Raw genomic sequence first — 23677 nt, forward strand, 5'->3', positions numbered from 1 at the left:
GTTTTTTTGCATGGTGCAGGTTTCAGCCCGAATGTGCGGCATCGCGGGGGCTGTCAAACGGTGAAATTTCCCGTTTCAATACGCGTATGCCAAACTAACCCTTATATAGACAAGGTGAAATTTCTCTAATGGCCGATTGGCAGTCCCTCGATCCCGAGGCCGCTCGTGAAGCGGAAAAATACGAAAACCCTATTCCCAGCCGCGAGCTGATCCTCCAGCACCTCGACGAGCGCGGCTCTCCCGCCAGCCGCGAGCAGTTGGTGGACGAGTTCGGGCTGACCACCGAAGACCAGGTGGAGGCCCTGCGCCGCCGCCTGCGCGCCATGGAGCGCGACGCCCAGCTGATTTACACCCGCCGCGGCACGTATGCGCCGGTGGACAAGCTCGACCTGATCGCCGGCCGCATCAGTGGCCACCGTGACGGCTTCGGCTTCCTGATCCCCGACGATGGCTCCGATGACCTGTTCATGAGCCCGGCGCAGATGCGCCTGGTGTTCGATGGCGACCGCGCCCTGGCCCGGGTTTCCGGCCTGGACCGCCGTGGTCGCCGTGAAGGCGTGATCGTCGAAGTGGTGTCCCGTGGTCACGAGACCATTGTTGGCCGCTATTTCGAAGAGGGCGGTATCGGCTTCGTCACCCCGGACAACCCCAAGGTCAATCAGGAAGTGCTGATTACCCCGGGCCGCAACGCCGGCGCCAAGATTGGCCAGTTTGTCGAGGTGAAGATCACCCACTGGCCAACCCCGCGCTTCCAGCCCCAGGGCGATGTCATCGAAGTGGTCGGCAACTACATGGCGCCGGGCATGGAAATCGACGTGGCGCTACGTACCTATGACATTCCTCACGTATGGCCGCAGGCCGTGCTCAAGGAAGCCGCCAAGCTCAAACCCGAAGTGGAAGAGAAGGACAAGCAGAACCGCGTCGACCTGCGCCACCTGCCGTTCGTCACCATCGACGGCGAAGATGCCCGCGACTTCGACGATGCCGTGTACTGCGAAGCCAAAAGCAAGCTGCGCCTGTTCAACGGCGGCTGGAAGCTCTATGTCGCCATCGCCGACGTGTCCAGCTACGTGAAACTGGGCTCGGCCCTGGACGAAGAAGCCCAGGTGCGCGGCAACTCGGTGTACTTCCCCGAGCGCGTGATTCCGATGCTGCCGGAAGAGCTGTCCAACGGCCTGTGCTCGCTGAACCCGCACGTCGACCGCCTGGCCATGGTCTGCGAGATGACCATCTCCAAGACCGGCGAGATGACCGATTACCAGTTCTACGAAGCGGTGATCCACTCCCATGCGCGCCTGACCTACAACAAGGTCAGCACCATGCTCGAACATTCGCGCACCAGCGAGGCCAAGGCCCTGCGCGGCGAGTACGGCGACGTGTTGCCGCACCTCAAGCAGTTGTACGCCATGTACAAAGTGCTGCTGGGTGCCCGCCATGCCCGTGGCGCCATCGACTTCGAAACCCAGGAAACTCGCATCGTCTTCGGTTCCGAGCGCAAGATCGCGGAAATCAAGCCGACCGTGCGCAACGACGCCCACAAGCTGATCGAAGAGTGCATGCTGGCCGCCAACGTGGCCACCGCCGAATTCCTGCAGAAGCATGAAATCCCGGCCCTGTACCGCGTGCACGATGGCCCGCCGCCAGAGCGCCTGGAAAAACTGCGCGCCTTCCTCGGTGAGCTGGGGCTTTCGATCAACAAGGGCAAGGACGGTCCGTCACCCAAGGACTACCGCGCGCTGCTGGAAAGCATCCAGGACCGCCCGGACTTCCACGTGATCCAGACCGTGATGCTGCGCTCCCTGAGCCAGGCGGTGTACAGCGCCGAGAATAACGGCCACTTCGGTCTGAACTACGAGGCGTACACCCACTTCACTTCGCCGATCCGCCGTTACCCGGATCTGCTGACCCACCGCGCTATCCGCAGTGTGATCCGCTCGAAGATGGACACCCCGCACGTCAAGCGTGCCGGTGCCATGACCATTCCGAAAGCGCGTATCTACCCGTACGACGAGCCGGCCCTGGAACAGCTGGGCGAGCAGTGCTCCATGAGCGAGCGCCGTGCCGACGAAGCCACCCGCGACGTGGTCAACTGGCTCAAGTGCGAGTTCATGAAAGACCGCGTGGGCGAAACCTTCCCGGGCGTGATCACCGCGGTCACCGGTTTCGGCCTGTTCGTGGAACTGACCGATATCTTCGTCGAAGGCCTGGTGCACGTCACCGCGTTGCCGGGCGACTACTACCACTTCGACCCGGTGCACCACCGCCTCGCGGGCGAGCGCACCGGCCGTAGCTTCCGCCTGGGCGACACCGTGGAAGTGCAGGTCATGCGGGTCGATCTGGACGAACGCAAGATCGACTTCGGCATGTCGGAAAAAACCACCAGCGCCCCGGTGGGTCGCAAGAATCGCCAGGCTGAAAAGCCCGCGGCGAAGAAGGCTACTGACAAGAAGCCGGCTGCCAAGTCCCACGACAAGCCTGCTTACGAAAAACCGGTCTATGAAAAACCAGCGCCTGCCGCGCCGGTGTCCAAGCCGTCCAAGCGCCCGGCCAAGTCGTCGGAGTCGGCCAGCGCCTACCGCGCTTCCGATGCCGCGGCCAATAACGCCGATGTGCGCAAAAGCCGGGAAATGAAAAAAGCGCTGTTGGCCGAAGCCAAGAGCGGTGGCGGCAAGCCTGCGCGTTCGGACAAGTCGTCCGGTGCCAGCAAGCCCACCACGCATCGCAAAGGCCCGTCGAAGACGGGTGCCCGTAAACCGAAGGCGAAGTCATGAGTCAGTTGGAAAAGATCTACGGCGTGCACGCCGTGGAAGCCCTGTTGCGTCACCACCCCAAGCGGGTCAAGCAGATCTGGTTGGCGGAAAGCCGCAACGACCCGCGTGTACAGCCGCTGATTGCCCTGGCCGCTGAGAACCGCGTGTCGGTGGGCCAGGCTGAGCGTCGCGAAATGGACGCCTGGGTCGACGGCGTTCACCAGGGCGTGGTCGCCGAAGTCAGCCCCAGCCAGGTCTGGGGCGAAGCGATGCTCGACGAGCTGCTCGACCGTACCGAAGGTGCCCCATTGCTGCTGGTACTGGATGGCGTGACTGACCCGCACAACCTCGGCGCCTGCCTGCGTACCGCCGATGCGGCGGGCGTGCTGGCCGTGATCGTACCCAAGGACAAGTCGGCGACACTGACCCCCGCGGTGCGTAAAGTGGCCTGCGGCGCGGCCGAAGTGATTCCGCTGGTGGCCGTCACCAACCTGGCGCGCACCCTGGAAAAACTCCAGCAGCGTGGCCTGTGGGTGGTGGGCACCGCCGGCGAAGCCGAGCAGGAGCTGTACCAGCACGACATGACCGGCCCGACCATCCTGGTCATGGGTGCCGAAGGCAAGGGCATGCGCCGCCTGACCCGCGAGCACTGCGATTACCTGGTGAAGCTGCCGATGCATGGCAGCGTCAGCAGCCTGAACGTGTCGGTAGCCACCGGCGTGTGCCTGTTCGAAGCCGTTCGTCAGCGCGGCGCCAAGAAGTAAGATCGGCGTCGTCCGTTTCCCGAGCTTCGCCCGGCCCCACAGGGGTTCATGCCGAACCCTGTGGGAGTGAAGCTCGGAAAGCAGGCACCGCAATTCTGTTCAAATATTCACCAATTCCCTTGCTTGTCCCCCGCCCCTTCTCTACAATTGCGCCCCTTGCCTCGACGGCAGGTGCTGGCAGTTCATCGTCGCCACCTTTTCCGCGAGCAAGACATACAGTGTCATTCACTCCTTGTCTGACCGCTCTGGCGGCAGGCTACAACCCGTAAGGAGCATTCATGCGTCATTACGAAATCATCTTTCTGGTCCACCCTGACCAGAGCGAGCAAGTCGGCGGCATGGTTGAGCGTTACACCAAGCTGATCGAAGAAGACGGCGGCAAAATCCACCGTCTGGAAGACTGGGGCCGTCGTCAACTGGCCTACGCAATCAACAATGTTCACAAGGCTCACTACGTGATGCTGAACGTTGAGTGCACCGGCAAGGCCCTGGCCGAGCTGGAAGACAACTTCCGCTACAACGATGCCGTGATCCGTAACCTGGTCATCCGTCGCGACGAAGCCGTAACTGGTCAGTCCGAGATGCTCAAGGCCGAAGAAAACCGCAGCGAGCGCCGTGAGCGTCGTGACCGTCCTGAGCATGCTGACAGCGCCGATGGCGATGACAGCGACAACAGCGACGCCAGCGATAACGCTGACGAGTAATCCACGGACCTTTTGAGGAGCCAATTACATGGCACGTTTCTTCCGTCGTCGTAAATTCTGCCGCTTCACCGCTGAAGACGTGAAAGAGATCGATTACAAAGATCTCAACACTCTGAAAGCCTACGTATCCGAAACCGGCAAAATCGTTCCAAGCCGTATCACCGGTACCAAAGCTCGTTATCAGCGTCAGCTGGCCGTCGCTATCAAGCGCGCCCGCTTCCTGGCCCTGCTGGCCTACACCGACAGCCACGGCCGCTGAGACCAGGTCGTCGACAGGTAACAAAGGATTGATGCATGCGCCCCATAGCTGATTTCATCATGCGCGGACGCGTGCAGGCCACCCTGGTGGTGGCGGGATGTGCGGCATTGCCGCTGTTGTTCTGGTTGAGTGCCGCCGCAGGTTGTCTTGTACTCCTGCGGCGCGGTTCGGACGCCTCGAGCGTCCTTGGTCTGGGGTTGTTGTCAGGGCTGGTTAGCTGGCACTTCACCCAAGACCCGGCAGGCCTTCTGGTGCTGCTGGGGGCTTGGAGCCTGGCGCTGATGTTGCGCGCCGGCCATTCCTGGAACCGCATACTGCTTGGCAGTGTGGCCGTGGGGCTGTTGTGTGCCGTATGCGTGGGAACTGTGTTCAGTTCCGCCGTCGAACCGCTGGCCAAGGCGTTTGCTGACGTCTTGCCGCAGGCGATGGGTGAGGTCTACCAGAGTTTCTCGGCAGACCAGAAAGCCGCATTCGGTGCATTGATGGTGCCGCTTACGATCATTTCAATCGCGTTTTCGTCGCAGGTCCTGAGCGTGCTGTGCCTGATACTCGGGCGTTATTGGCAGGCGATGTTGTATAACCCCGGTGGGTTCGGTCGCGAATTTCGCGCCATCCGAATCCCCCGAAAAGTGGCGCTGTCACTGCTGGCCATCATGTGCCTCGCACCGTTCTTCGGTACGTACACATTGATCTTGTCGCCGTTGTGCAGCGTTCCACTGGTCTTCGCTGCGCTGGCCCTGATTCACGGGCTGGTAGCGCAGAAGAAACTGGCAGGCTTCTGGCTTGTAGGGGTTTATGTGACATTGCTGCCTTTTATGCAGTTGCTCGGTCCTTTGCTCGTGGTCTTGGCCATTGTCGACAGCCTGATTGATTTTCGCGGACGTTTGGCGTCGAAAGACGCTGACAATGCGAACGGTGAAGGTTAAAAGTTAGAGGATTTCCACATGCAACTGATCCTTCTGGAAAAAGTCGCCAACCTGGGCAACCTGGGCGACAAAGTAAACGTTAAGGCTGGTTACGGCCGTAACTACCTGCTGCCTTACGGCAAAGCCACCGCCGCGACCCCAGCCAACCTGGCTGCGTTCGAAGAGCGTCGCGCCGAGCTGGAAAAAATCGCAGCAGACAAGAAAGCTTCGGCTGAAACTCGCGCTGCCCAACTGGCTGAGCTGGAAGTGACCATCACTGCCACCGCCGGTGACGAAGGCAAGCTGTTCGGTTCGATCGGCACCCACGACATCGCTGACGCACTGACCGCCTCGGGCGTTGAAGTGGCCAAGGCTGAAGTTCGTCTGCCGAACGGCACCATCCGTAACGTTGGCGAATACGACGTAGCCGTGCACCTGCACAGCGACGTAGAAGCTACCGTACGCGTTGTTGTCGTAGCTGCTTAAGTAATACCGATCGGCTTGGCACCTGCGGGTGCCAGCCGGTAACATCGGGCACGATCCTGTACCAACAGGTCGTGCCCTTTGTCTTTCTGTACCCCCTGATTTCAAGTGGCCATGAACGAGATATCCGCTCCCGAGCAATACGATCTGCAAACCGCTGCCCTGAAGGTGCCGCCGCATTCCATCGAGGCCGAGCAGGCCGTGCTCGGTGGTCTGATGTTGGACAACAACGCCTGGGAACGCGTGCTCGATCAAGTATCGGACGGCGATTTCTACCGTCATGACCACCGTCTGATCTTCCGTGCCATCGCCCGCCTGGCCGACCTGAACACCCCGTTCGACGTGGTCACCCTGCATGAGCAGTTGGACAAGGAAGGGCAGAGCAGCCAGGTCGGCGGCCTGGGCTACCTGGGCGAACTGGCGAAAAACACGCCGTCGGTCGCCAACATCAAGGCGTACGCCCAGATCGTCCGCGAGCGGGCCACCCTGCGCCAGCTGATCAGCATCAGCAACGAGATCGCCGACAGCGCATTCAACCCCCAGGGCCGCAACGCCGCCGAGATCCTCGACGAAGCCGAACGGCAGATCTTCCAGATCGCCGAGGCCCGGCCGAAAACCGGCGGCCCGGTGAGCGTGAATGACCTGCTGACCAAGGCCATCGACCGCATCGACACCTTGTTCAACACCGACGAGGCCATTACCGGGCTGTCCACCGGCTACACCGACCTGGACGAGAAGACCAGCGGCCTGCAACCGGCTGACTTGATCATCGTCGCGGGCCGCCCGTCCATGGGCAAGACCACCTTCGCCATGAACCTGGTGGAGAACGCCGTGCTGCGCAGCGACAAGGCCGTGCTGGTCTACTCGCTGGAGATGCCAGGTGATTCCCTGGTGATGCGTATGCTTTCGTCGTTGGGTCGCATCGACCAGACCAAGGTGCGTTCCGGCCGCCTGGATGACGACGATTGGCCGCGGCTGACCTCGGCGGTCAACCTGCTCAACGACCGCAAGCTGTTCATCGACGATACCGCCGGCATCAGCCCCTCGGAAATGCGCGCCCGTACCCGCCGCCTGGTACGTGAGCACGGTGACATCGGCCTGATCATGATCGACTACCTGCAGTTGATGCAGATCCCAGGCTCCAGCGGCGACAACCGTACCAACGAGATTTCCGAGATTTCCCGCTCGTTGAAAGCCCTGGCCAAGGAATTCAACTGCCCGGTGGTGGCGCTGTCGCAGCTCAACCGCTCCCTGGAACAACGCCCCAACAAGCGCCCGGTGAACTCCGACTTGCGGGAATCGGGTGCGATCGAGCAGGACGCCGACGTGATCATGTTCGTGTACCGCGACGAGGTGTACCACCCCGAGACAGAGCACAAGGGCATCGCCGAAATCATCATCGGCAAGCAGCGTAACGGCCCCATCGGTTTCATCCGCCTGGCGTTCATCGGCAAATACACGCGCTTCGAGAACCTGGCCCCAGGCAGCTACAACTTCGACGACGACGAGTAACGTCAATCAGGATTCAAGGACCACCCCCTGTGGGACCGGGCGAAGCTCGGGAATCAGGCGACGCGGACAATCGAATATAGCGTCGCGGCCTTCCCGAGCTTCGCCCGGTCCCACAATTGGTCAAAATTTGTGCTATATTCCGCGCCCGCGTTTTTTCAACACGTAGCCACACGGTCATCGACATGCAAGCAGCCAAGCCGTTATTCGACTATCCAAAGTACTGGGCCGAGTGTTTCGGGCCAGCGCCATTCCTGCCCATGAGCAGGGAGGAGATGGATCAGCTCGGCTGGGATTCCTGTGACATCATCATTGTCACCGGCGATGCCTATGTCGACCATCCGTCGTTCGGCATGGCCATCATCGGCCGCCTGTTGGAAGCCCAGGGTTTCCGTGTGGGCATCATCGCCCAGCCCGACTGGACGTCCAAGGACGACTTCATGAAGCTGGGCGAGCCGAACCTGTTCTTCGGCGTCGCGGCCGGCAACATGGACTCGATGATCAACCGCTACACCGCGGACAAGAAAATCCGTTCCGACGACGCCTACACGCCTGGCGGCCTGGCGGGCAAACGCCCCGACCGCGCCAGCCTGGTGTACAGCCAGCGCTGCAAGGAAGCCTACAAGCATGTGCCGATCGTGCTCGGCGGCATCGAGGCCTCGCTGCGCCGCATCGCTCACTATGACTACTGGCAGGACAAGGTTCGCCACTCGATCCTGATCGACGCCTGCGCCGACATCCTGCTGTACGGCAACGCCGAGCGCGCCATCGTCGAAGTGGCCCAGCGCCTGTCCTACGGCGAGAAGATCGAGAACATTACCGACATTCGCGGCACCGCGTTCGTGCGCCGCGACACGCCCCAGGGCTGGTATGAAGTGGACTCCACCCGTATCGACCGCCCGGGCAAGATCGACAAGATCATCAACCCGTACGTCAACACCCAGGACACCCAGGCCTGCGCCATCGAGCAGGAAAAGGGCGAGGTGGAAGACCCGAACGAAGCCAAGGTCGTGCAGATCCTGGCCAGCCCGCGCATGACCCGCGACAAGACCGTCATCCGCCTGCCGTCGTTCGAGAAGGTACGTGGCGACGCCGTGCTGTACGCCCACGCCAACCGCGTGCTGCACCTGGAAACCAACCCGGGCAACGCCCGCGCGCTGGTGCAGAAGCATGGCGAAGTGGACGTGTGGTTCAACCCGCCGCCGATCCCCATGACCACCGAGGAAATGGACTACGTGTTCGGGATGCCCTACGCGCGCATCCCGCACCCGGCGTACGGCAAGGAAAAGATTCCGGCCTACGACATGATCCGCTTCTCCGTGAACATCATGCGTGGCTGCTTCGGCGGCTGCACCTTCTGCTCGATCACCGAGCACGAAGGCCGCATCATCCAGAACCGTTCCGAAGAGTCGATCATTCGCGAGATCGAAGAGATCCGCGACAAGGTGCCCGGTTTCACCGGTGTCATCTCGGACATGGGCGGGCCGACCGCGAACATGTACCGCATCGCCTGCAAGAGCCCGGAAATCGAATCGGCGTGCCGTAAGCCGTCGTGCGTGTTCCCAGGTATCTGCCCGAACCTGAACACCGACCACTCGGCGCTGATCCAGCTGTACCGCAGTGCTCGTGCCCTGCCGGGGGTGAAGAAGATCCTGATCGCCTCGGGCCTGCGCTACGACCTGGCGGTGGAATCGCCGGAGTACGTCAAGGAGCTGGTCACCCACCACGTGGGCGGCTACCTGAAGATTGCGCCGGAACACACCGAAGAAGGCCCGCTGAACCAGATGATGAAGCCGGGGATCGGCTCCTACGACAAGTTCAAGCGCATGTTCGAGAAGTACTCGAAAGAAGCAGGCAAGGAACAGTACCTGATCCCGTACTTCATCGCCGCGCACCCGGGCACCACCGACGAAGACATGATGAACCTGGCCCTGTGGCTCAAGGGCAACGGTTTCCGCGCTGACCAGGTGCAGGCTTTCTACCCTTCGCCCATGGCGTCGGCCACGGCCATGTACCACTCGGGCAAGAACCCGCTGCGCAAGGTCACCTACAAGAGCGACCCGGTCACCATCGTCAAGAGCGAGGCCCAGCGTCGCCTGCACAAGGCATTCCTGCGCTACCACGACCCGAAGGGCTGGCCGATGCTGCGTGAAGCGCTGGAGCGCATGGGCCGTGCCGACTTGATCGGCCCAGGCAAGCACCAGCTGATCCCGCTGCACCAGCCAGCCACCGACACCTACCAGAGTGCGCGGCGCAAGAACTCGACGCCGGCCGGCAGCCACAAGGTCGCCAAGGAAACCCGCATCCTGACCCAGCACACCGGCCTGCCGCCGCGTGGCAGCGACGGCTCCAAGCCGTGGGACAAGCGCGAACAGGCCAAGGCCGCCGCCGAAGCCCGCGCCAAGGAAGCCGCCAAGGCCCGCCACGACGCGGCCAAGGGCGGCAAGGGCAAGAAGAAGCCGTCACGCCAGCCGGTGTTGCCGCGCTGAGTTGATATCCTCCTGTAGCCGCGGCCTCCGGGCCGCGCCACAGGCGCCGAGCAGCACCGACCCCACCGTAAAGGGCCGCGTGCTGCCAGACGGCGATTGCGACATGTATCGCGTTTCCCCCACTGAACAAGGAACCGTCCAGTGAGCACAGCTCTCATCCAACCTTTCACCACCCCCTCGCAACGTTTTGCCCGCCAGCGCATCGAAACCAGCCTCAACCTGCCGCGCCTGTTCGCGGCCATCGACGCCGACCCCGGTATCGTCGGGGCAGGGGTGGTGTATATCGACAGTGATTTCAATGTCATCACCCTGCGTGAGTTCAAGCCGATCTGCAGCAAGACGGTGAAGCGGGTCATTTTGCGCGAGGCCAAGCGGCATACAACGCCCGAGCAATTCATCAATCGGGTGCAAACAGACAGGCGCGAGTCGCAGGTTTTGCAGGAAGCGATCAACGCCGGTTTGTCGTGCATGGGCGCGGTATTGAGCTGGGTCGTGATGCTCAGCGGCACCATCGCGGCACCCTTTACCGGCGGGACGAGTACGGTCATAACGTTCATCGGCTACAGCGCAGCGACCGCCAGTGGTCTGCAGTGCATTGCTGGCGCCGGGCGTACAGCGGTATCCGCTTACGACCAGGGGGCGGTCGATGAGCTGGATAGCAATGAGTGGTACCAGGCTGTGTCCCTGATTCTGGATGGAATGTCATTGGCAGGCGTTGGCGCATCAGCGGTGACGACCACGAAACTGCTCATGATGGTCAAGGCCAGCACTGGCAGACCGTTGCGTATGGCACTGCAGGGGCTGAACCGCCAAGAGCGCAAGCGGCTGACCGCCGAATTGCTTGCCCTGAAAGACCCGAAACTGACCCCTAAATTGATGAAGCTGAGGCAGGCAGCCAAGGCCTTGGAAACGCGCTATACGCAGGCGCAGTTCAAGCACGCCACGGTTACCCAGATCAGGGACGCGCTTGGCGCCGCTCTTGGTGTGATCGGCAGCGCCCGGTCGGGGAATATCAATGTTGCCGTTGGGCTGTATGAGGAGCATGGCGAGTGAGCACAGAACTGAACCCCGTCAGTTGGCTCGCCAGATACTACCCGGTATTCATTGGCGTAGTGCTTTGCAGTTGCCTGGCAATCGGAACAGCCGTTGCGGTCATTGGCTTCTCCTACTTGGGTGATGTTGCGCTCAAGCCCATCAAGGGCCCCGCGCTTCTGGGGGGCGGCACGTTGGTCGGGCTTATAGTGTTCCTGGCCCACTTCATCATGGTGCGTGGCCGGCTTGCCGCTATGTGGGTCATTGTGGCTGTCCTGTTGGGCTGCCTGTGCACAGGACTTCCCAGCTACCTCTATCAGCCTCCCCTGGGTGTTTACGCGGTAGCGGTGCTATCGCCTCTTGTTGGCCTGCTGTTGCTCAACTCCAGAAGGCACCGCGAGATGCGTCAGCACTGGTTGATGTTGCGTCGCCAGCGCGAGGCGCGTAGCCAATCCGGTTGTTAGCAATGTGCTTCGGCGATCGCAAAAACTGCAGAGCTGGAACTAGCGGTTACAGCGTATCGTTGGGCCACGCTTGCCGCCTTCCGGCTTGCTGACCTTCCGCGACGCAGTCCCTGAATGGCCCGACGGGCGCCTCGCTCAGTTTCGTCATGCGCGCGCCCGATAAATGTGCAACGCTGTCGACGCAAACCGGGCATGGCACGATCTTGGTGCTGTGCTTGAATGAGCAAGCGCTCTAACGCTTGGCTTTGCCACGTGGCATAAGTCTTGCGCGGTACGCTTACCGTCCAGGCTCGCAGGAGGCACGCCGTGTCGATCCATGTCGCATTGCACCATGTCACGCATTACCGTTACGACCGTGCGGTTGAACTTGGTCCGCAGATCGTGCGCCTGCGCCCTGCGCCCCATAGCCGTACGCGGGTGCTTTCCTACGCCTTGAACGTACTGCCCGAGCAGCATTTCATCAATTGGCAACAAGACCCCCAGGGCAATTACCTGGCACGCCTGGTGTTCCCGGAGAAGACCCGCGAATTTCGCGTGGAAGTGGACCTGGTCGCCGAGATGGCGGTGTTCAACCCGTTCGACTTCTTCCTTGAGCCCTATGCGGAAAATATCCCTTTCGCCTACGCCAGGGACGAACAGCACGAGTTGGCGCCGTACCTGGAAACGCTGCCGCTCTCGCCCAGGTTCGAGGCGTACCTGCAGGGCATCGACCGTACCCCCATCCCCGCGGTGGACTTCCTGGTGGGCATCAACCAGCGCCTGAGCCAGGACATTGGTTACCTGATTCGCATGGAGCCGGGCGTACAGACGCCGGAGCAAACCCTGGAAAATGTCTCCGGCTCGTGCCGCGACTCGGCCTGGTTGCTGGTGCAGTTGCTGCGCCACCTGGGCCTGGCTGCGCGCTTCGTGTCGGGCTACCTGATTCAACTGGCCGCCGACGTCAAAGCGCTGGATGGCCCGTCTGGCACCGAAGTGGACTTCACCGACCTGCACGCCTGGTGCGAGGTCTACCTGCCCGGTGCCGGCTGGATCGGCCTGGACGCCACCTCCGGGTTGTTCGCCGGTGAAGGGCATATTCCGCTGGCCTGTAGCCCTGATCCTTCATCGGCGGCGCCCATCAGCGGCCTGGTGGAACCCTGCGAGTGCGAGTTCGGCCACGAGATGTCGGTGGAGCGGATCTGGGAAGCGCCGCGCGTCACCCGGCCTTACACCGAACAACAGTGGCAGGCGATCCAGGCCTTGGGGCGGCAGATCGACGCCGACCTGGTGGAGGGCGACGTGCGCCTGACCATGGGCGGCGAGCCGACCTTCGTGTCCATCGACGACCCCGACGGTGCCGAATGGAACACCGCCGCCCTGGGGGATGCCAAGCGCATACTCTCGGCCCAGTTGTACCAGCGTATGCGCAAGCAGTACGCGCCGAATGGCCTGGTGCACTTCGGCCAGGGCAAGTGGTACCCGGGCGAGCAACTGCCACGCTGGTCGTTGAACGCTTATTGGCGGGTCGACGGCGAGCCCATCTGGCATGACGATGCGCTGATCGCCGATGAAAGCAAAGACTACGGGGCCACCGGTGAGTTGGCCGGGCGCTTTCTGGCCAGCGTGGCCGAGCGGCTGAAGCTGCCGGCCCGCTTCGTCTTTCCAGCCTATGAAGACCATTTCTACTACCTGTGGCGTGAAGGCGCATTGCCCGGCAACGTCACCGCCGTCGACTCGCGCCTGACCGAGGAGATGGAGCGCAAACGCCTGCGCAAGGTGTTCAGCCAGGGCCTGGACACCATCGTCGGCCAAGTGCTGCCTCTGGCCCGCACCGCCGCCGGTGACCAGTGGCAAAGCGGGCGCTGGTACCTGCGTGACGACCATTGCCGCCTGGTGCCCGGTGACTCGGCCCTGGGCTACCGTTTGCCTCTGGCTTCGCAACCTTGGGTCACGGCGGCCGAATACCCCTTCGTCCATCCCCGCGACCCCAACCAGGACCTGGACCTGCTGCCCAGCGCCGCCCAATTGCAGGTGCCGGGGCAGGCGCCTGCAGTGGAAACCGACCGCGCTCCGGCGCTGGATGAATCCGCCGACTGGCTGACGCGCACCGCGTTGTGTGCGGAGGCCCGGCAGGGGCGGCTGTACCTCTTCATGCCGCCGCTGGCGGAGGTAGAGGCCTACCTGGAATTGGTCAGCGTCATCGAGGCCACCGCCAGGGAACTGGACTGCCCCGTGCTGCTGGAAGGCTACGAGCCGCCCCATGACCCGCGGTTGGCCAACTTCCGTATTACCCCCGACCCTGGCGTGATCGAGGTCAACGTACAGCCATCCGCCACTTGGGATGAACTGGTGCAGCGCACCGAGTTTCTTTACGAACAGGCCCGGGAAAACCGCCTGAGCACCGAGAAATTCATGATCGATGGCCGCCACACCGGAACCGGTGGTGGCAACCATTTCGTGCTTGGCGGGGCCACGCCTGGAGATTCGCCGTTCCTGCGCCGGCCCGATCTGTTGCGCAGCCTGATCAGCTACTGGCATAACCACCCATCGCTGTCGTACCTGTTTTCCGGGCTGTTCATCGGCCCGACCTCCCAGGCCCCGCGCATCGACGAAGCGCGCAACGATTCGCTGTACGAACTGGAAATCGCTTTCCAGCAAATGCCCGCCCCGGGTGAGCCGTGCGCTCCATGGCTGGTGGATCGCCTGCTGCGCAACCTGTTGATCGACGTGACCGGTAACACCCACCGGGCCGAGTTCTGCATCGATAAGCTTTACTCCCCGGACGGCGCCACCGGGCGATTGGGGCTGCTGGAACTGCGCGGTTTCGAGATGCCGCCCCATGCGCGCATGAGCCTGGTCCAGCAACTGTTGCTGCGGGCCCTGGTGGCGCGCTTCTGGCGTGAACCTTACGCCCCGGCCAAGCTGGCGCGCTGGGGTACCGAGCTGCATGACCGCTTCATGCTGGCGCATTTCATCGAACAGGACTTCGCCGACGTCATCGCGGAACTGAACACTGCCGGTTACCCACTGCGAGCCGAATGGTTCGCAGCGCACCTGGAGTTCCGCTTCCCCAAGATCGGCGACTACGCCGTCGCCGGTATCGAGCTGGAACTGCGCCAGGCCCTGGAGCCTTGGCACGTGCTGGGCGAGGAGGGCGGTGGCGCTGGAACGGTGCGCTATGTGGACTCGTCGCTGGAGCGTTTGCAGGTGAAGGTCAATGGCCTGTCACCCCAGCGCTACGTGGTGACCTGCAACGGCCGTACCGTGCCGTTGCAACCGACCGGCCGCGTGGGCGAATACGTGGCGGGCGTGCGGTTCCGTGCCTGGCAGCCATTCAATTGCCTGCAGCCGACCATCCCGGTGCATGCGCCGTTGGTCTTCGATATTCACGACACCTGGATGCAGCGCTCCCTGGGCGGTTGCCAGTACCATGTGGCCCACCCCGGTGGCCGCAACTACGTGACGTTGCCGGTGAACGCCAATGAAGCGGAAAGCCGCCGCCTGTCGCGTTTCTTCCGCCTTGGGCATAGCCCTGGTCATCAACCGACTCCTGAACTCACGAACAACGACGAGCTGCCGATGACACTGGACATGCGTCGCACTTGAAAAGGAGAGCCGGGCAACCGGCCGTCCGCATTATCCTGATGCCTTACTGCCCGTGCCGAGCGTTCCATGCCAGACCTGCTTGACCGATACCCGCTGACAGCGGGAAGTTTTGACGAGATGTTGCAGGCAGACGGCTCGGTGCGCCCGCACTGGCGCAGGCTGTTCGAGCAATTGCAGCGCAGCACGCCTGGGCAGTTGGCCCAGCGCCAGGCGCTGTTGACGCGCCAGATCCAGGAAAACGGCGTGACCTACAACGTCTACGCCGACCCCAAGGGTGCTGACCGGCCCTGGGAGCTGGATCTGTTGCCGCATGTCATCCCTGCTGCCGAATGGCAAGTGTTGCGGGCTGGCATCGCTCAGCGGGCGCGCTTGCTCAATGCGGTGCTGGCCGACATCTACGGCCCTCAAAACCTGATACGGGAAGGCTTGCTGCCCGCCGAGCTGGTATACGGGCACAACAATTTCCTCTGGCCGTGCCAGGGCCTGAAACAGCCCGGAGACATGTTCCTGCACCTGTATGCCGTGGACCTGGCGCGCACCCCCGATGGCCGCTGGTGGGTCACCGCCGACCGCACCCAGGCGCCGTCTGGTGCCGGTTACGCCCTGGAAAACCGCATGAGCGTCTCCAGGGCGTTCCCGGAGTTGTACCGCGACCTTAAGGTCGAGCACCTGAGCGGCTATTTCCGGACACTGCAGGACACCCTTCGGCGCCTGGCGCCAGACGGCCACGAGTCGCCGTTGATCGTGCTACTGACCCCAGGGCGCTTCAACGAAAGCTATTTCGAACATCTGTACCTGGCCCGCCAGCTTGGCTACCCCTTGGTGGAAGGCAGTGACCTGACCGTGCGCGATGCCACCGTCTATCTCAAGACCCTCAGCGGCCTGCGCCGGGTGCACGCGATCATGCGCCGGCTGGACGATGACTTCTGCGACCCGCTGGAATTGCGCACCGATTCGGCGCTGGGCGTGCCCGGCCTGCTGGAAGCCGTGCGCCAGGGCCGGGTGCTGGTAGCCAACGCCCTGGGCAGCGGCGTGCTGGAGTCCCCCGGGCTGCTGGGTTTTCTACCCACCATCAATGAGCATTTGTTCGGCGAAAAGCTGATTCTGCCCTCCATTGCCACCTGGTGGTGTGGCGAGCCTCCGGTGCTGGCCCAGGCACTGGAAAAGCTACCCAACCTGGTGATCAAGCCCGCGTTTCCGTCCCAGAGCTTCGCACCGGTATTCGGCCGCGACCTGGACAGCAGGCAGCGCAAGGCCATGGCCGAGCGTATCCAGGCGCGCCCCTATGCCTATGTGGCGCAAGAGCTGGCACAGCTTTCCCAAGCGCCGGTATGGCAAGACTGCGGGCAACTGGCGCCACGCGCCATTGGCATGCGCGTGTATGCCGTGGCCGGACACGATGGTTACCGGGTGCTGCCTGGCGCGTTGACCCGGGTGGCGGCCGAGGCCGACGCCGAAGTGGTCTCGATGCAGCGCGGTGGCGCCAGCAAGGACACGTGGGTGCTGGGCGAGCGCGCGCCCATCGGTGAGCAGTGGAAAGCGCTGCGGACCATCGGCGCGCACGATGTGGTCAGGGTCGACCCCTACCTGCCGTCACGGGTGGTGGAGAACCTGTTCTGGTTTGGCCGCTATTGTGAGCGCTGCGATGACAGCGCGCGCTTGCTGCGCATCATTCTGGGCCGCTACATCGACGGTGACGACCGCCTCGCCCTGGAGGCTGCCGTGGAACTGGCCGAGCGCCTGGGGCTCTTGCCCGAAGAGGGCGAATTGCCAGCGCGCCTGCTGGCAGCTTTGCTCGGGGAAGACTGGGCCTTCAGCCTGCGCAACAACCTGCAACGGTTGCAGTGGGCAGCCTCACAGGTGCGTGGCAAGCTTTCGCGGGAAAACTGGCAGGCCCTGGTGGAACTGCAACGCGAGGCCCAGAGCCTGGACGTGGAAGAACCCGACCTGGGCGAGCTGCTGGACTTCCTCAACCGCCTGGTCATGGCCCTGGCCGCGCTGTCGGGCTTCGCCCTGGACGACATGACCCGCGACGAGGGCTGGCGCTTCCTGATGATCGGCCGGCGCATCGAGCGCCTGCAGTTCCTCAGCACCAGCCTGGCCGGCTTCCTGCGCGGCGTGGGCACTGCCGACCAGGCAGGCCTGGAGTGGCTGCTGGAACTGGGTAACAGCAGCATCACCTACCGTTCGCGGTACCTGGCGGTGCCCCAACTGATACCGGTGCTGGATTTGCTCCTGCTCGATGATCAGAACCCCCATGCCGTGCTGTTCCAGCTCAAGCAGGTGAACCGCGCGCTGCGCCGCCTGAACGATGAATTCGCCGTCCCGCGCGAGCGTGGTTTGGCCATGCTCATCGAGCGGCTGTCGGCCTTCGACCTGGGCAGCTTGGAAAACCCGCTGTTCGGGGCCCCCAGCGTGCAAGCGGTACTCGACGGTCTGGCCGACCTCTTGCAGACCATCGCCGAAGCCAGCGGCCAGGTGTCCGACCGCCTGGCCCTGCGCCATTTCGCCCATGTCGATGATGTCAGCCAACGGACGGTGTCGGTATGAGTGCCCAGTACCAGATCATCCACGATACCCATTACCACTACGACAGCCCGGTATCCCTGGCCCAGCAGCTGGCGCACCTGTGGCCGCGCCCGTGTGCCTGGCAGCTGTGCCGGGAACAGGTGCTGGACATCAGCCCCCAACCCAGCTGGCGCGTCGACGACTACGACGTGTTCGGCAACCCGCTGACGCGCATGACCTTCGAGCGCCCCCATGACGCCTTGAAGGTCAGCGCGCGCTTGAAAGTGGAAGTGCTGGCGCGGCCTGCGGTGGACTTCGCCGGTTCCCAGAGCTGGGAAGTGGTGCGCGACGCCTTGTGCTACAGCAGTGCGCCGATTGCCGAAGACCTGATGAAGGCCTGCCGCTACCGCTTCGAGTCGCCGTACGTGCGCCTCAAGCAGACCTTCGTGGCCTTTTCCGCCAGTTGCTTCCCGCCCGGGCGGCCCTTGCTGGAAGGCACCCAGGCGCTGATGGAGAAAATCTTCGAGGAGTTCACCTTCGACGCCGAGGCCACCCAAGTGGCGACGCCATTGACCGAAGTGCTGGAGCGCCGGCGCGGCGTGTGCCAGGACTTCGCCCACCTGATGCTGGCCTGCCTGCGCTCGCGCGGGCTGGCGGCACGCTACGTCAGTGGCTACCTGCTGACCCAGCCACCGCCCGGCCAACCACGGCTGATCGGCGCCGATGCCTCCCATGCCTGGGTCTCGGTGTACTGCCCGCCGCTGGGGTGGATCGACTTCGACCCTACCAACAACGTGCAGCCGGCGCTGGAACACATCACCTTGGCCTGGGGCCGGGACTTTTCCGATGTGTCGCCTTTGCGCGGGGTGATTCTGGGGGGCGGCAGCCATGACCCGGAAGTGCAGGTCACGGTCATGCCGCTGGACGAGGTGCCGGGCTGATCAGTCCGGCTGCTTGTCGGTCCACTTGGGCAGTACGGTGGGTCGCCAGGCGTCCAGCGCGTCGAGCAGTGCGTCGGCCGAATCGTTCACCTGCAACATGGCGCGGTGTTGTTCGCGCACGAAGTTTTCTTGTACCAGGTGGTCCAGGAAGCCGGTGAGCTTGCTGTAGAAACCATTGACTTCCAGCAGGCCAAGGGGCTTGCCGTGGTAGCCCAACTGGCCCCAGGTCCATACCTCGAACAGCTCCTCCAAGGTGCCCAGGCCGCCAGGCAGGGCGATGAAGGCATCAGCCAGCTCGGCCATGCGGGCCTTGCGCGCATGCATTCCGTCCACCACTTCCAGGCGGGTCAGGCCCTTGTGGCCGATTTCCAGGTCATTGAGGCTGTGGGGGATGATGCCAATGACTTCGCCCCCCGCTTGCAGCACCGCGTCGGCGACGATGCCCATCAGGCCTACGGCACCACCGCCGTAAACCAGGGTGAGTTTGCGCTCGGCCAGCGTCCGCCCCAGGGTCACGGCGGCGTCCCGGTAAGCCGGGTGGGTGCCGCTGCTGGCGCCACAGAAAACACAGACTGAAGTCAGTGACATGGGGATGCTCCTGGCAATGGGGGTGCCATAGGGTAAAGGCCCCGCTGCTCTGGCTCCAGTTTTTCGTTCAGTCGTCCGGGCACTCGGTGCCGGTATTGCCACACGCGTAAGCGGCGAGGAGGCTGCGCAGGAAATTGTTCATGTAAACGCTCCGTGATTGATATTGTATACAATATGCGGTGCGTGCAATGATTGTCCCGTTGATTCTGTCGATGAGGCTCATAGAAGAAGCCTTGCTTAAAAACTGTCCTGGAGATTCACCATGTTCGCGAAAGTAGCTGCTGCCTCCCTGCTTGCCCTGGCTGCCGGCCAGGTATTCGCCGCCGATTGTTCGGTAGACGTCGATTCCACCGACAGCATGACCTTCGACAAGAAGGCCATCGAAATCAGCAAGACCTGCAAGACCTTCACCGTCAACCTGGGCCATTCGGGCTCCCTGGCCAAGAACGTCATGGGCCACAACTGGGTGCTGAGCAAGGCGGCAGACGCCCAGGGCGTGGCCACCGACGGCATGGCCGCCGGCATCGACAAGAACTACCTGAAGGATGGCGACGAGCGCATCCTCGCGCACACCAAGCTCATTGGCGCGGGCGAAAAAGACTCGGTGACCTTCGACGTGTCCAAGCTGCAGGCCGGCACCGATTACGCGTTCTTCTGCTCATTCCCAGGGCACATCTCGATGATGAAAGGCACCGTCACCCTGAACTGACCGCGCAGGCCTCGGCCGAGCGCAGGAGCTGGCAGGCCAGCTCCTGCCGGTGCGTCAGGGTTTGACCTTGAACACATGCCGCAGGTACGCCACGAAGTTTTCGTCCCGGCACTGGGTCTTCGCCGCTTCGTCGGAGATCTTCGCCACCGGCTGGCCATTGCAGTCGGTCATCTTCAGCACGATGCTCATCGGCTCCACCCCGGGGATGTCGCAGGTCAGGTTGGTGCCGATGCCAAAGCTGACATTGATGCGCCCGCGCAGCGCGCGGAAAATCTCCAGGGATTTGGGCAGGTTCAGCCCATCGGAAAACACCAGGGTCTTGCTCATGGGGTCTATGCCCAGCGCCTGGTAATGGGCGATGGCTTTTTCCGCCCATATCACCGGGTCGCCCGAGTCATGGCGCAAGCCATCGAAGAGTTTCGCGAAGTACAGGTCGAAGTCACTGAGGAAGGCATCCATGGTGATGCAGTCCGTCAGCGCTATGCCCAGCAACCCGCGGTATTCACGCACCCAGCAATCCAGGGCGGCGCTCTGGCTGTCGATCAGCCGCGGCCCGAGTTGCTGGTGCGCCATGATCCATTCGTGGGCCATGGTGCCCAGCGGCTTGATGTCCAGCTCGCGCGCCAGGTGCACATTGCTGGTGCCCACGAAGCGTCCTGGGAAGTCATGCTTGAGCACTGATACGACTTCTTCCTGCACTTTGTAGGAAAAGCGCCGGCGGGTCCCGAAGTCGGCCACCTGCAGTTCGGCCAGCTCATCAGCCGAGGCATGCGCCGTCAACCAGTCGAACTTGCGGTACAACTGCTCCCGCGCCTGGCCCAGGGTCACTTCGCGGTAACGCACGCGGTTGCGCACTTCGCTGACGATGGCCAGCAGCGGCACCTCGAAGAGGATCACGTGCAGCCACGGGCCACGCAAGCGAATGCTCAACTGGTCGTTTTCAATGCTGGTCTGCAAGTAGCGCAGGTTGAAGCGGAACAGCCCCAGGAAACGCAGGAAGTCCGGCTTCATGAAATTGATGCGTTCCAGGAAACCCAGCTGGTCGCTGCTCAGGCTCAGTTCGCACAACCGCTCGATCTGGTAGCGGATCTCCGCCAGGTAAGGGCGCAAGTCTTCGCCATTGCGGCAACGAAACTCCCACTCCACCTCGACGTTGGGGTAGTTGTGCAGGACGGCCTGCATCATGGTCAGCTTGTACAAATCGGTGTCGAGCAGGTTCTGCACGATGCGATCAGCGAATACGCTCTCGCTCATTGAGGGCTCCAACTGGGCCTGGCGGCATGACTGAAACGGTAGTGGCGCACAGTAAAGGTACATTCTGCCAGTGTTTTGCCCCGCCTGCGCGCTGCTTGCGTTTGGCGCGAAAGCCTCTGGCGCCGGGTTTTCGCTACCGGTATAGCTAGTTTCCTAACTAACTCTCCGAAATTTCTTACAACAGCTAGCCTGTAATGGTGCGTCGCGTAGCAATTGCGCACCGCTGATGTGCACTTCGGTTACGCACCTTGTTACAGGTCGGTTGCACGCTTGCCTGCCAACTGGTTGCAATGATGGCACCGATTGGTTGCGCCTTTTTCGCAACGGGGTGCTACCAAACGCGTTCCAGACAGTTGCACGACCCGCAGGGGCTACGGTGCAGGGCCCTTGCAGAGGAAAGTGGCGCGACTTTTCGCAGTTTGAAAAATCGCTGGCACGGCGCTTGCTCAGAGCAATTGCTGAAGTTGTGAAGTTGTAGTGCCAACCAAAAAAACTCAGGAGCACCACCTCATGTCGCAGACGTTTTACAGGAAAGGTTTTCTGGCTCTCGCGGTCGCTACTGCGCTGGGCGTTTCTTCGTTTGTTCAGGCAGCCGACATCAAGATCGGCGTGGCGGGCCCAATGACCGGTGCCAACGCATCGTTCGGCGAGCAGTACATGAAGGGGGCGCAAGCCGCCGCTGATGAAATCAACGCCCACGGCGGCGTGAATGGCGGCAAGATCATCCTGGTGGCTGGCGATGATGCCTGCGAACCGAAGCAGGCGGTGGCGGTGGCCAACAAACTGGCAGACCAGGACAAGGTCGCGGGTGTGGTCGGGCACTTCTGTTCCTCATCGACCATTCCGGCGTCCGAGGTGTACGGCGATGCCGGGGTCATTGCTATCACGCCGGGCTCCACCAACCCGGCAGTCACTGAGCGCGGTCTGACCGCGATGTTCCGCATGTGTGGCCGGGACGACCAGCAGGGCGTGGTCGCAGGGGACTACATCGTTGATGTGCTCAAGGGCAAGAAAGTCGCAGTTATCAACGACAAGGACACTTACGGCAAAGGGCTCGCGGACGCCACCTCGGCGCAGTTGACCAAGCGTGGCGTCAAGCCGGTACTGGAAGAGGGCCTGACTCGCGGCGAGAAAGATTTCAGCGCCTTGGTGACCAAGATACGCGGCACCGGCGCCGATGTTGTGTATTTCGGCGGCCTGCACCCAGAAGCCGGCCCACTGGTTCGTCAACTGCGTGAAGCAGGCCTCAAGGACGTGAGGTTCATGTCCGACGATGGCGTGGTCACCGACGAACTGGTGACCACCGCTGGCGGCGCCCAGTACGTCGATGGCGTGTACATGACCTTCGGTGCCGACCCACGCCTGCTGCCAGACAGCAAGGCGGTGGTCGACCAGTTCCGCAAGTCCGGTTATGAGCCTGAAGGCTACACCCTGTATGCCTACGCGTCGATCCAGGCCCTGGCCGCCGGCTTCAACGGTGCCAAGTCTGACAAGGGCGAAGACGCCGCCAAATGGCTGAAGGCCAACCCGGTGAAGACCGTCATGGGCACCAAGACCTGGGACAGCAAGGGCGACCTGAAGGTCTCCGACTATGTGGTGTACCAGTGGGACAAGGACGGCAAATACCACCAGCTCGAAAAGCAGAAATGACATGAGGTCGGACCGGCTTGCGGGGGTAATCCCCAAGTCCGGTCAAACTGGGTCCGGCTCGTTGTCAGCCGGCCCCGTCAGTTCTCTTATTTACCGCTCGTATCCGAGTGGGCAGGCCTGGCTTGCCCGCGCGGACCCGTGCGGCCCAGAAGTTCGTGAGCGTGCATGATGGATGGTATTTTCCTGCAACAAATGATCAACGGCCTGACCCTGGGGTCGGTCTACGGTTTGATTGCCATCGGCTACACCATGGTCTACGGCATCATCGGCATGATCAACTTCGCCCATGGCGATGTGTACATGATCTCCGCCTACCTGGCTGCCATCGGCCTGGCGGTACTGTCGTTCTTCGGTGTCGAGTCCTTCCCTTTCCTGATTCTCGGCACGCTGGCGTTCACCATCGTGGTCACCGGGGTCTACGGTTTTGTCATCGAGCGGGTGGCCTACAAGCCGCTGCGCAACTCCACGCGCCTAGCGCCGCTGATCAGCGCCATTGGCATCTCGCTGATTCTGCAGAACTACGCGCAGATCGCCCAGGGCCCCAACCAGCAGGGCGTGCCCACGCTGCTCAGTGGTGGCTGGCGCTTCGACATCGGCACCGGCTTCGTGCAGATCACCTACACCAAGGTGTTCATCCTGGTGGCCGCGTTCGCCGGCATGGCGGCACTGACGTACATCATCAAGTACACCAAGCTGGGCCGCATGTGCCGGGCTACCCAGCAAGACCGCAAGATGGCGTCGATCCTGGGTATCAACACCGACCGGGTGATTTCCTACGTATTCATCATCGGCGCGGCCATGGCGGCGCTGGCCGGGGTACTGATCACGGTCAATTACGGCACCTTCGACTTCTACGCCGGCTTCATCATCGGCATCAAGGCCTTCACCGCAGCGGTGCTGGGCGGCATCGGCTCGCTGCCAGGGGCCATGCTCGGCGGCTTGATCCTGGGCGTTGCCGAGTCGCAGTTCTCGGGCCTGATCAATTCTGACTACAAAGACGTGTTCAGCTTCGCCCTGCTGGTGCTGATTCTGATCTTCCGACCCCAAGGCCTGCTGGGTCGCCCACTCGTGGCGAAGGTATAA

Annotated in this window: 18 protein-coding genes; 16 read left to right on the forward strand and 2 right to left on the reverse strand. The window is 62.6% G+C overall.

Annotated elements, in window-relative coordinates; translation table 11 throughout:
- Nucleotides 1–128: 128 nt before the first annotated feature.
- From rnr to HWQ56_RS02890, 13 genes are all read left to right on the forward strand, one after another.
- Nucleotides 129–2771: a ribonuclease R gene (gene rnr / locus HWQ56_RS02830; protein ID WP_158154336.1), complete on the forward strand. Its 2643-nt coding sequence runs from the start codon at nucleotides 129–131 to the stop codon at nucleotides 2769–2771.
- Nucleotides 2768–3514: a 23S rRNA (guanosine(2251)-2'-O)-methyltransferase RlmB gene (gene rlmB / locus HWQ56_RS02835; protein ID WP_158154337.1), complete on the forward strand. Its 747-nt coding sequence runs from the start codon at nucleotides 2768–2770 to the stop codon at nucleotides 3512–3514. The genes rnr and rlmB overlap by 4 nt, the downstream gene beginning before the upstream one ends.
- Before the next feature lie 278 nt (nucleotides 3515–3792).
- Nucleotides 3793–4218 (forward strand): 30S ribosomal protein S6, encoded by a 426-nt coding sequence (gene rpsF, locus HWQ56_RS02840; protein ID WP_027979704.1) that lies wholly within the window; start codon nucleotides 3793–3795, stop codon nucleotides 4216–4218.
- A 28-nt stretch (nucleotides 4219–4246) separates the two neighbouring features.
- On the forward strand, nucleotides 4247–4477 hold the full coding sequence (rpsR, locus tag HWQ56_RS02845; RefSeq protein WP_008368574.1) for a 30S ribosomal protein S18: 231 nt from the start codon (nucleotides 4247–4249) through the stop codon (nucleotides 4475–4477).
- 35 nt (nucleotides 4478–4512) lie between these two features.
- Complete coding sequence (locus HWQ56_RS02850; RefSeq protein WP_158154338.1) at nucleotides 4513–5403, forward strand: YybS family protein; 891 nt, start codon at nucleotides 4513–4515, stop codon at nucleotides 5401–5403.
- An 18-nt stretch (nucleotides 5404–5421) separates the two neighbouring features.
- Nucleotides 5422–5868: a 50S ribosomal protein L9 gene (rplI, locus tag HWQ56_RS02855; RefSeq protein ID WP_027979702.1), complete on the forward strand. Its 447-nt coding sequence runs from the start codon at nucleotides 5422–5424 to the stop codon at nucleotides 5866–5868.
- A 111-nt stretch (nucleotides 5869–5979) separates the two neighbouring features.
- Nucleotides 5980–7377, forward strand: coding sequence for a replicative DNA helicase (gene dnaB / locus HWQ56_RS02860; protein ID WP_158154339.1), 1398 nt, complete (start codon nucleotides 5980–5982; stop codon nucleotides 7375–7377).
- A gap of 182 nt (nucleotides 7378–7559) precedes the next feature.
- Nucleotides 7560–9863 (forward strand): YgiQ family radical SAM protein, encoded by a 2304-nt coding sequence (locus tag HWQ56_RS02865; RefSeq protein ID WP_158154340.1) that lies wholly within the window; start codon nucleotides 7560–7562, stop codon nucleotides 9861–9863.
- Between the two features lie 141 nt (nucleotides 9864–10004).
- A complete protein-coding gene (gene ssp4 / locus HWQ56_RS02870) occupies nucleotides 10005–10916 on the forward strand; it encodes an Ssp4 family T6SS effector (protein ID WP_176569733.1) in 912 nt (303 codons plus the stop codon).
- Nucleotides 10913–11359, forward strand: coding sequence for a hypothetical protein (locus HWQ56_RS02875; RefSeq protein ID WP_176569734.1), 447 nt, complete (start codon nucleotides 10913–10915; stop codon nucleotides 11357–11359). The genes ssp4 and HWQ56_RS02875 overlap by 4 nt, the downstream gene beginning before the upstream one ends.
- Before the next feature lie 306 nt (nucleotides 11360–11665).
- Nucleotides 11666–14944: a transglutaminase family protein gene (locus HWQ56_RS02880; protein ID WP_176569735.1), complete on the forward strand. Its 3279-nt coding sequence runs from the start codon at nucleotides 11666–11668 to the stop codon at nucleotides 14942–14944.
- Between the two features lie 66 nt (nucleotides 14945–15010).
- Nucleotides 15011–17494: a circularly permuted type 2 ATP-grasp protein gene (locus tag HWQ56_RS02885; RefSeq protein WP_176569736.1), complete on the forward strand. Its 2484-nt coding sequence runs from the start codon at nucleotides 15011–15013 to the stop codon at nucleotides 17492–17494.
- A complete protein-coding gene (locus HWQ56_RS02890) occupies nucleotides 17491–18393 on the forward strand; it encodes a transglutaminase family protein (protein ID WP_176569737.1) in 903 nt (300 codons plus the stop codon). Before HWQ56_RS02885 ends, HWQ56_RS02890 begins: the two co-directional genes overlap by 4 nt.
- On the opposite strand, the gene HWQ56_RS02895 is transcribed toward HWQ56_RS02890, so the two are convergent.
- Nucleotides 18394–18981, reverse strand: coding sequence for a cytokinin riboside 5'-monophosphate phosphoribohydrolase (locus tag HWQ56_RS02895; RefSeq protein ID WP_158154347.1), 588 nt, complete (start codon nucleotides 18979–18981; stop codon nucleotides 18394–18396).
- Between the two features lie 262 nt (nucleotides 18982–19243).
- Here HWQ56_RS02895 and azu point away from each other — a divergent pair, with 262 nt between their 5' ends.
- A complete protein-coding gene (gene azu / locus HWQ56_RS02900; protein WP_158154348.1) occupies nucleotides 19244–19690 on the forward strand; it encodes an azurin in 447 nt (148 codons plus the stop codon).
- A gap of 54 nt (nucleotides 19691–19744) precedes the next feature.
- Here azu and pncB read toward each other — a convergent pair whose 3' ends face one another.
- The gene (pncB, locus tag HWQ56_RS02905) at nucleotides 19745–20944 is read right to left on the reverse strand and encodes a nicotinate phosphoribosyltransferase (protein WP_176569738.1); all 1200 of its coding nucleotides are present in this window, start codon (nucleotides 20942–20944) and stop codon (nucleotides 19745–19747) included.
- 510 nt (nucleotides 20945–21454) lie between these two features.
- Between pncB and HWQ56_RS02910 the strand changes: the two genes are divergently transcribed.
- Nucleotides 21455–22594 carry an ABC transporter substrate-binding protein gene (locus HWQ56_RS02910; RefSeq protein ID WP_176569739.1) on the forward strand — a complete coding sequence of 380 codons (1140 nt, stop codon included), beginning with the start codon at nucleotides 21455–21457 and terminating at the stop codon, nucleotides 22592–22594.
- A gap of 168 nt (nucleotides 22595–22762) precedes the next feature.
- A complete protein-coding gene (locus tag HWQ56_RS02915) occupies nucleotides 22763–23677 on the forward strand; it encodes an ABC transporter permease subunit (RefSeq protein WP_176572326.1) in 915 nt (304 codons plus the stop codon).

This window comes from Pseudomonas eucalypticola (genome assembly GCF_013374995.1).
In the GTDB taxonomy this organism is placed as follows: Bacteria; Pseudomonadota; Gammaproteobacteria; order Pseudomonadales; family Pseudomonadaceae; genus Aquipseudomonas; species Aquipseudomonas eucalypticola.